This is a genomic window from Dietzia sp. DQ11-71 (assembly GCF_014144995.1).
In the GTDB taxonomy this organism is placed as follows: domain Bacteria; phylum Actinomycetota; class Actinomycetes; order Mycobacteriales; family Mycobacteriaceae; genus Dietzia; species Dietzia kunjamensis.
In genome coordinates, this window is record NZ_JAALDT010000196.1 from 1 (window position 1) to 6,804 (window position 6,804).

A 6,804-nucleotide genomic window follows, 5' to 3' on the forward strand; every position below is an offset into this window, starting at 1 on the left:
GCCCCGGTCGCCGAGCCGGTCCCGCAGGCGGCGTCCTACGCCAACTGCTCGGCGGCCCGGGCCGCCGGCGTCGCGCCGCTGTACCGCGGGCAGCCGGGGTACGCCTCGAAACTGGACCGCGACAACGACGGTGTCGCCTGCGAATGATCCGCGGCGCCGGGGACCGCAGGATCGCTCGGCGCTGAAATCCTCGTCGTCGTCGTTCCCGTGAGTCGTTCCGGGCCGGGCGAACGGATCGGGCAAGATGTGTATCGGCGCCGGGAACACACAGGTGAGCCCGCGCGTTGCACATGTACGAGTGATTCGTCGGTGACCCGGCGGGGACTCTCGACCAACGACCTTCCCCGACAATTCCGAAGGGACCTCGATGCGCACCAGCAGCAACCCGGTCTTCAGTTCACTGTCCACGGACAGTGCCCGCGGCGCCACCCACCTCGGTGGTGCCGGCCGTGGCGCCTTCCAGCAGGGCCAGTACGGCCAGCAGGGCTTCGGTGCCCAGGCCGGTTACGGTGCCCCGCAGGCGCACCCGCAGTTCGCCGCCGACACGCGGCCCATGACGATCGATGATGTGGTCGCGAAGACCGGCACGACCCTCGGTCTGCTCGCCATCGTCGGCACGATCTCCTTCTACCTGATCACGATGAACCCGGGGCTGCTGTTCCCGTTCATCCTGGTCGGCGGCATCGGCGGCCTGATCACCGTTCTGATCGCCACCTTCGCGCGCAAGATGGACTCCGCGCCCGTCACCCTGACCTACGGCGCCCTCGAGGGGCTGTTCGTCGGCGCGGCGACGTACCTGTTCACCATCGACCTGCAGGGGACCGGCGGCGTCCTCGGCGCGGTGGGTGCCGCGATCCTCGGCACCATCGGCGTCTTCGTGGGCATGCTGTTCGTCTACAAGACCGGCGCCGTGCGCGTGACGCCCAAGTTCACCCGCTTCATGTCCGCCGCGATCGTCGGCGTGCTGTTCGCGGCCCTGGGCAGCATCGTGCTGAGCCTGTTCACCGGCACCAACCCGCTCTACGACGGCGGCCCGATCGCGATCGGCTTCTCCCTCCTGTGCATCGGCCTGGCCGCGTTCAGCTTCCTGATGGACTTCGACAACGCCGACCGCCTCGTGCGCGCCGGTGCCCCGTCCAAGATGGCGTGGGGCGTCGCGCTCGGCCTCACGGTCACCCTGGTGTGGCTGTACGTCGAGATCCTCCGCCTGATGAGCTACTTCCGCGACTGACCGGCCCGAACAGTAGCGCTGCCTGACTGATCAGGTCAGGTTCCGGCGAATCCCACGGCCCCGGCCCCCCGCGAGGGGAGCCGGGGTCGTCGGCATTTCGGGTGTGGCGGCGATGGGGTTCCGGCAGCGGCCGGCGTGCCCGGCCCGCCTCGTACACCCCGCGGGCGCCGCCGGGGTAGCCGGCTGCAGGACCAACGACGAGAGCGCCCCGGGCACACTTCCTCGAGAGAAGCGTGCCCGGGGCGCTCGCAGTGCCGCGGGGTGGCGCGGGCTCAGGCCGCGCCGGATGGGATCAGCTGAGGCGCTCGAGCACCATCGCCATGCCCTGGCCGCCGCCGACACACATGGTCTCGACGCCGAACTGCTTGTCCTCGGCCTGCAGGTTGTTGAGCAGCGACGCGGTGATGCGGGCGCCCGTCATACCGAAGGGGTGGCCGAGCGCGATGGCACCGCCGTTGATGTTGAGCTTGTCCTCCTCGATGCCGAGCTCGCGGGCCGAGCCGAGCACCTGCACGGCGAACGCCTCGTTGATCTCGAACAAGTCGATGTCGGAGATCGACTTGCCGGCGATCCGCAGGGCGTTCTTGACGGCCTCGATCGGCCCCAGGCCCATGATCTCGGGCGACAGGCCGGACACGCCGGTGGAGACGACGCGCGCGAGCGGGGTCAGGCCCAGCTCCTTGGCCTTGGTGTCGGACATGATCACCAGGGCGGCGGCACCGTCGTTGAGCGGGCAGCAGTTGCCGGCGGTGATGGTGCCATCGGGGCGGAAGACCGGGTTGAGCTGCGAGACCTTCTCGTAGGTCGTGCCGGCGCGCGGGCCGTCGTCGGTGGAGACGACGGTGCCGTCGGGCATGGTGACCGGGGCGATCTCGTTGGCGAAGTGGCCACGCTCGATCGCGTCGAGGGCGCGGGAGTGCGAGCGCACGCCCCAGTGGTCCTGGTCCTCGCGGGTGATGCCGGTCATCTGGGCGACGTTCTCGGCGGTCTGGCCCATGGGGATGTAGACGTCGGGGAGCTGGCCGTTCACCCGCGGGTCGGTCCAGGTCTCGGCGCCGCCCTCTGCACGCGTGGCGGTGCGGGCCTCGGCGTCGGCGAAGATCGGGTTGTGTGTGTCCGGCCAGTGGTCGGCGGTGCCCTTGGAGAAGTTGGAGACGGTCTCCACACCGGCGGAGATGAACACGTCACCCTCGCCGGCCTTGATCGCGTGCAGCGCCATACGGGTGGTCTGCAGCGAGGAGGAGCAGTAGCGGTTCACGGTGGTGCCCGGGACGGTGTCCAGGCCGGCGAGCACGGAGACGACACGGCCCATGTTGAAGCCCTGCTCGCCGCCCGGCAGGCCGCAGCCCAGCATGAGGTCGTCGATCTCGGTGGGGTCGAGCGCGGGGATCTTGTCCAGCGCGGCCTTGACCATCTGGGCGGTGAGGTCGTCGGAGCGGATGCCCACGAGGGAACCCTTGTTGGCGCGCCCGATGGGGGAACGGGCGTACGAGACGATCACGGCTTCCGGCATGGAAAGCTCCTTCGTTGCGGGTGAGTACTGGTGTGGTCGGGTCAGTCCTGGGGATCCGGGTCGTCCCGCGTCGAGCGGGCCGGTGTCAGGATCCGGCTGCGGCGTCGGAGGGTGTCCGCGGCCTCACGGGCCTCGCCCGTGCTCTCGGGGTCACCGTCCACGTCCTCATTATGCAGGAACGTGTTCCGGTCACCGTCGTCCGCATCCTCGTGAGTGCGGACGAAGTCGGTCAGGCGCTTGGTCAGCCGGGCCACCACGGACTCGCGGTGCTCGACGGGCGCGCCGGTGTCGGCAGTCTCGGCGGGCGCACCGGTGCCGGCAGCGTCGGTAGTGTCGGCGGGCGCGCCGGCCTCGGCAGTGTCGTCGGAGTCGGCGAGGTCGGCGGCGCTTTCGGCGGACTCCAGTGAGGCGGCGGCCTCCTCGGCGTCGTGCGGTAGCTGCTCCTCGGGCACGTCCTCCCACACGCCCAGCGCCACACACACGGCGGGCAGCAGCAGGCCGGCGGCGAGTTCGTACCCGGCCGAGTTGGGATGGAACCGGTCGGGCGAGAACAAGCTCTCGCCACGACGGTGGAACTCGGGCGCGAGGGTCTCCGCCAGGGAGACGGGGACGCCGCCGGCCTTGCGGGCCTGCACGGCTTGCGCGCCGGCCAGGCGTCGGCTCAGGCCGGACATGACCGATCGCAACGGCTGGGGGACCGGCTTGATGATGCTCAGGTCGGGGCAGGTGCCCACCACGACGTGCGAACCGTTCTCCCGGAGCGCCCGCACCGCGTCACCTACTCGCCGCGCCGAGGGACCGATCGCGTTGCGGGAGGTGATGTCGTTGCCGCCGACGAGGATCACCGAGATGTCGGGGTCGCCGTGCGCGATCTGCATCGCCTCGATCTGCCCGGGCAGTCCCTTGGAGGTGGCGCCGACGATCGCCTTGATGCTCAGCCGCACGTCCCAGCCGGACTCTTCGGCCAGGCCGCGCGCCAGCAGCACGCCGGGCAACTCGTCGGGGGAATCGGCGCCGAGGCCGGCGGCGAGCGAGTCGCCGAAGATCATCATGTGTACGTCGCACGTCATTCCGGGTCGCCACGGTTCGGGTGACCGGGCCCCGGGCCGGTAGAGCCCGTCGCCGGAGTAGGGCCGCGACGTCGGCTTGGGGATCACCCGGCGCGCGATCCGGGCCTGCTGCGTGAGTACCTCCTGCGCGCCGCGGTACGCCCCCACCGTGCCCACGGCTGCCAGCCCGAGGCTCATCCAGAGGCGTCGGGAGGCGTCGTCGGCGTCCGTCATCGGGCGTGTCGTCTCCCCTCTGGGTTTGCGCGGGACTCTGCGCTGTGGTGGGCCCCGGCGCTGTGGTGGGCCCCGGCGTCGTGGCGTGAGCCCGTCCGGTGCCGTGCGGCGGACGGAGCGGCCAGCTCACGGGCATGCTGGGCCAACTCGACGATAGCCCTCCTGCTCTCGGCCGGCCCGCGGGAGAGGTCGATCGGGTACTCCACGATCGAGATGTCGGTGTGGACGATCCGTCGGGGCTGGGGGGAATCGTCGCGCCGCTGGGCCGGGTAGACGAGGTACGCGCGGTCCACCCCGAGCGCGGTGCAGGCGGCCAACAGTCGGTAGTGCTCGGCGGCGCGGGCCCGGCGGTCCGTGGGATAGGTCGGGACGAACGTGGTGACGGGCTCGCCGTCGACCTCGTACACCAACCCCGTGCGCACGGAGATGTGGTCACCGTCGTCGGACGGCGCGCTGTGACGACCCGACGGCGCGTCGTCCGCCTCGGCACCGGAGTCCAGGTTGACGACGGGGTTCTGCAGCAGCCGACCACCCCGGCCGTCGAGGGCGGCGGTCAGCTCGGCCTCCACGAAGCGTTCGAACAGTGCAGGCATCTCGGTGACGAAGGCGGCCGACGCGGCGTGACCGTCCTCGACCTCCACCGAGATCCGCCGCACGATGCGGTCCGCCAACGCGAGCGCGTCCTGGTAGCGGGCGTTGAGCCTGCTGGGCGTCCACGCCGGCACGGGCGCGCCCTGGCCGATGAGCGTGGCGTCCGACAGGCGGGCGTCGACCATCGCCAGCCGGCGGCGGGTGGAATCGGGCAGCTCGGGAAGGAACTGCAGGCGGTGGGCGGCCGTGCGCAGGATGCGGTTCTCTGCGATGTCCGGGGTGAACTCGGAGTAGGTGACCTCGAGCGGGATGGTCATGCCCGGGTGGCGGCGGATCTGGTCACCCAGTCGGATCCGCCCGCGCACGGTGGTCAGCGCCTCGTCGACCCTGCGGTACCCGCGCAGCAGTCCGGCGGACAGGGCCCGGTGCGCCAACCGGGCCATGGACTCGGCGACGGAGGTCCACAGCTCGTCGTCGTCCCTGGCCTGCACCGATGAGGACAGGAAGGGGTCGTCGGCCGCGTGGTCGAGCAGGAAGAACAACTGCGTCAGGCCGAGGCTGGCGGCGGGCATGACCCGCACCGACAGACCTTCGACGCGGACCGAACCGACCGCGCCGCAGGGGATGAGCCGCCACGTGTCGCGGCCGGCGGGCAGCACCTCCACGAGGCCGGTCTGCGACAGGTGCTGCGCACCCTCCCAGCTCAGGTTGACGAGTCGGCCACGGCGGTCGAACTCGTCGAACTCGAGCGCCACCGGCGACGCCGGCGACTGTGCCGACGCCGGCGCGCCGGCGCGAGTCGGAGTTGCGGTCACGCCCGCCCGATCTTGCGGCGCAGTGCCGCGAGGCCGAACCGCTCGTGCACCTCGGCGCGGGTGAGCCGCCCGTAGTAGTGCTCCTCGAGCAGCGGGAGGAGGTCGAACCGCCAGATGGCCTCGAGGCCGCCCGGCTCGGTGGCCTGGTCCTTCATGAAGTACGACGGCCCGATCCGCAGGTCGCGGTCGGAGTCGTCGATCTCGGAGTTGAGCGCCTCGAGCAGCTCCGCGGGCTCGGTCGTCACGCCGCGCGCCTCGAGGTGGCGTCGCAGCACGCCGGCCACCGGCGGGGTGTCGGGGTGCAGTTCCATGAACGCGAAGCGTCGGCGGATGGCGGCGTCGACCATGGCGATCGACCGGTCGGCGGTGTTCATGGTGCCGATGATGAACAGGTTGCGCGGCAGCCGGAACGAGGTGTCGGGGGAGTACTGCGGCAGCACGGTCCGGTCCCGGTACTCCAGCAGGAAGTACATCTCGCCGAACACGCGGGCCAGGTCGGCGCGGTTCATCTCGTCGATGATGAGGAAGCTCGGGTGTTCGCGACCCGACTCCGAGGTCGCCCGCGCGGCCTGGCGCCGCAGCGGCCCGGCCTGGAGAGCGAAACCGGGCTGCCCCGACTCGGTGAGCGTGGGCCGGTAGCCCTCGAAGAAGTCCTCGTAGGCGTAGCTGGGGTGGAACTGCACCAGCTGGACCCGGCTGGGGTCGTCGGGGCCGGCGAGGAAGCGGGCCAGTTCCTGGGCGAGGTAGGTCTTGCCGGTGCCGGGCGGGCCGTAGAACACGATCTGCTGACGCTGCTGCAGGGTGTCGACGATCTCCTGCAGCTCCTCGCGGGGCATGTGCAGGCCGTCGGCCAGCTCGTCGGTGACCTCGGGCAGGGTCGGCACCGCCCCGGCCGCGGGCGCCTCGGCGACCTGCGACTCCGCGGAGTGGCGCCCGGGGTGCATCGCCGAGAGCATCGCGTCCAGGCCGTCGGTGAGGTCGACGACCGTGCCGGGCTCGCCGATCAGCTCGGACAGAGGACTGGGCAGGGTCTCCAGGTCGAGGGTGACGGTGCTCCACAGCACCGAGCGCTCGAGTTGCTGTCCGCCGTCGTCGACGTAGCCGAGGTCGTCGGTGAGGGTGCCCAGATGCAGTTTGGCGTCGGCGACCGTGGCCACCACGTCCTGCGGGTTCATCCGGGACAGGAAGGTGTGCAGTTCGGCGGTGAGCTGGAACCGGGCCTGGTAGTCCAGGTGCGGGTAGCCCTGCTCGACGGCCTGGGACACCTCGAGCCGGCTGGCGTGCGCGGGGATCCGCGGCAGGTGCGAGGCGGGCAGCGCGATGCGGTTCTGGGCGACCCACTGGCCGGCCTGGCCGACGCCGCCGCGGCCG

Annotated in this window: 6 protein-coding genes; 2 read left to right on the top strand and 4 right to left on the bottom strand. The window is 71.3% G+C overall.

Annotation, left to right across the window (positions count from 1 at the left end):
* Both G6023_RS07965 and G6023_RS07970 read left to right on the top strand, forming a co-directional pair.
* Positions 1-147 (top strand): excalibur calcium-binding domain-containing protein (locus G6023_RS07965; RefSeq protein WP_182634878.1); only part of this gene is annotated, 147 nt, incomplete at its 5' end.
* A 220-nt stretch (positions 148-367) separates the two neighbouring features.
* On the top strand, positions 368-1,231 hold the full coding sequence (locus G6023_RS07970; protein ID WP_069389597.1) for a Bax inhibitor-1/YccA family protein: 864 nt from the start codon (positions 368-370) through the stop codon (positions 1,229-1,231).
* A 292-nt stretch (positions 1,232-1,523) separates the two neighbouring features.
* Here G6023_RS07970 and G6023_RS07975 read toward each other — a convergent pair whose 3' ends face one another.
* The 4 genes from G6023_RS07975 to G6023_RS07990 all read right to left on the bottom strand — a co-directional run.
* A complete protein-coding gene (locus G6023_RS07975; RefSeq protein WP_069389598.1) occupies positions 1,524-2,744 on the bottom strand; it encodes an acetyl-CoA C-acetyltransferase in 1,221 nt (406 codons plus the stop codon).
* A gap of 41 nt (positions 2,745-2,785) precedes the next feature.
* Positions 2,786-4,027, bottom strand: a complete 1,242-nt coding sequence (locus tag G6023_RS07980; RefSeq protein ID WP_182634880.1) for an SGNH/GDSL hydrolase family protein — start codon at positions 4,025-4,027, stop codon at positions 2,786-2,788.
* Positions 4,024-5,373 (bottom strand): McrC family protein, encoded by a 1,350-nt coding sequence (locus G6023_RS07985; RefSeq protein ID WP_347570746.1) that lies wholly within the window; start codon positions 5,371-5,373, stop codon positions 4,024-4,026. The genes G6023_RS07980 and G6023_RS07985 overlap by 4 nt, the downstream gene beginning before the upstream one ends.
* A 56-nt stretch (positions 5,374-5,429) precedes the next feature.
* On the bottom strand, positions 5,430-6,804 hold a 1,375-nt coding region (locus G6023_RS07990), incomplete at its 5' end, for an AAA family ATPase (protein ID WP_182634883.1).

Excerpts from the sequence above, each read along its gene's own strand:
- G6023_RS07970 (WP_069389597.1), top strand. The coding sequence starts at position 368 with ATGCGCACCAGCAGCAACCCGGTCTTCAGTTCACTGTCCACGGACAGT.
- G6023_RS07975 (WP_069389598.1), bottom strand. The coding sequence starts at position 2,744 with ATGCCGGAAGCCGTGATCGTCTCGTACGCCCGTTCCCCCATCGGGCGC.
- G6023_RS07980 (WP_182634880.1), bottom strand. The coding sequence starts at position 4,027 with ATGACGGACGCCGACGACGCCTCCCGACGCCTCTGGATGAGCCTCGGG.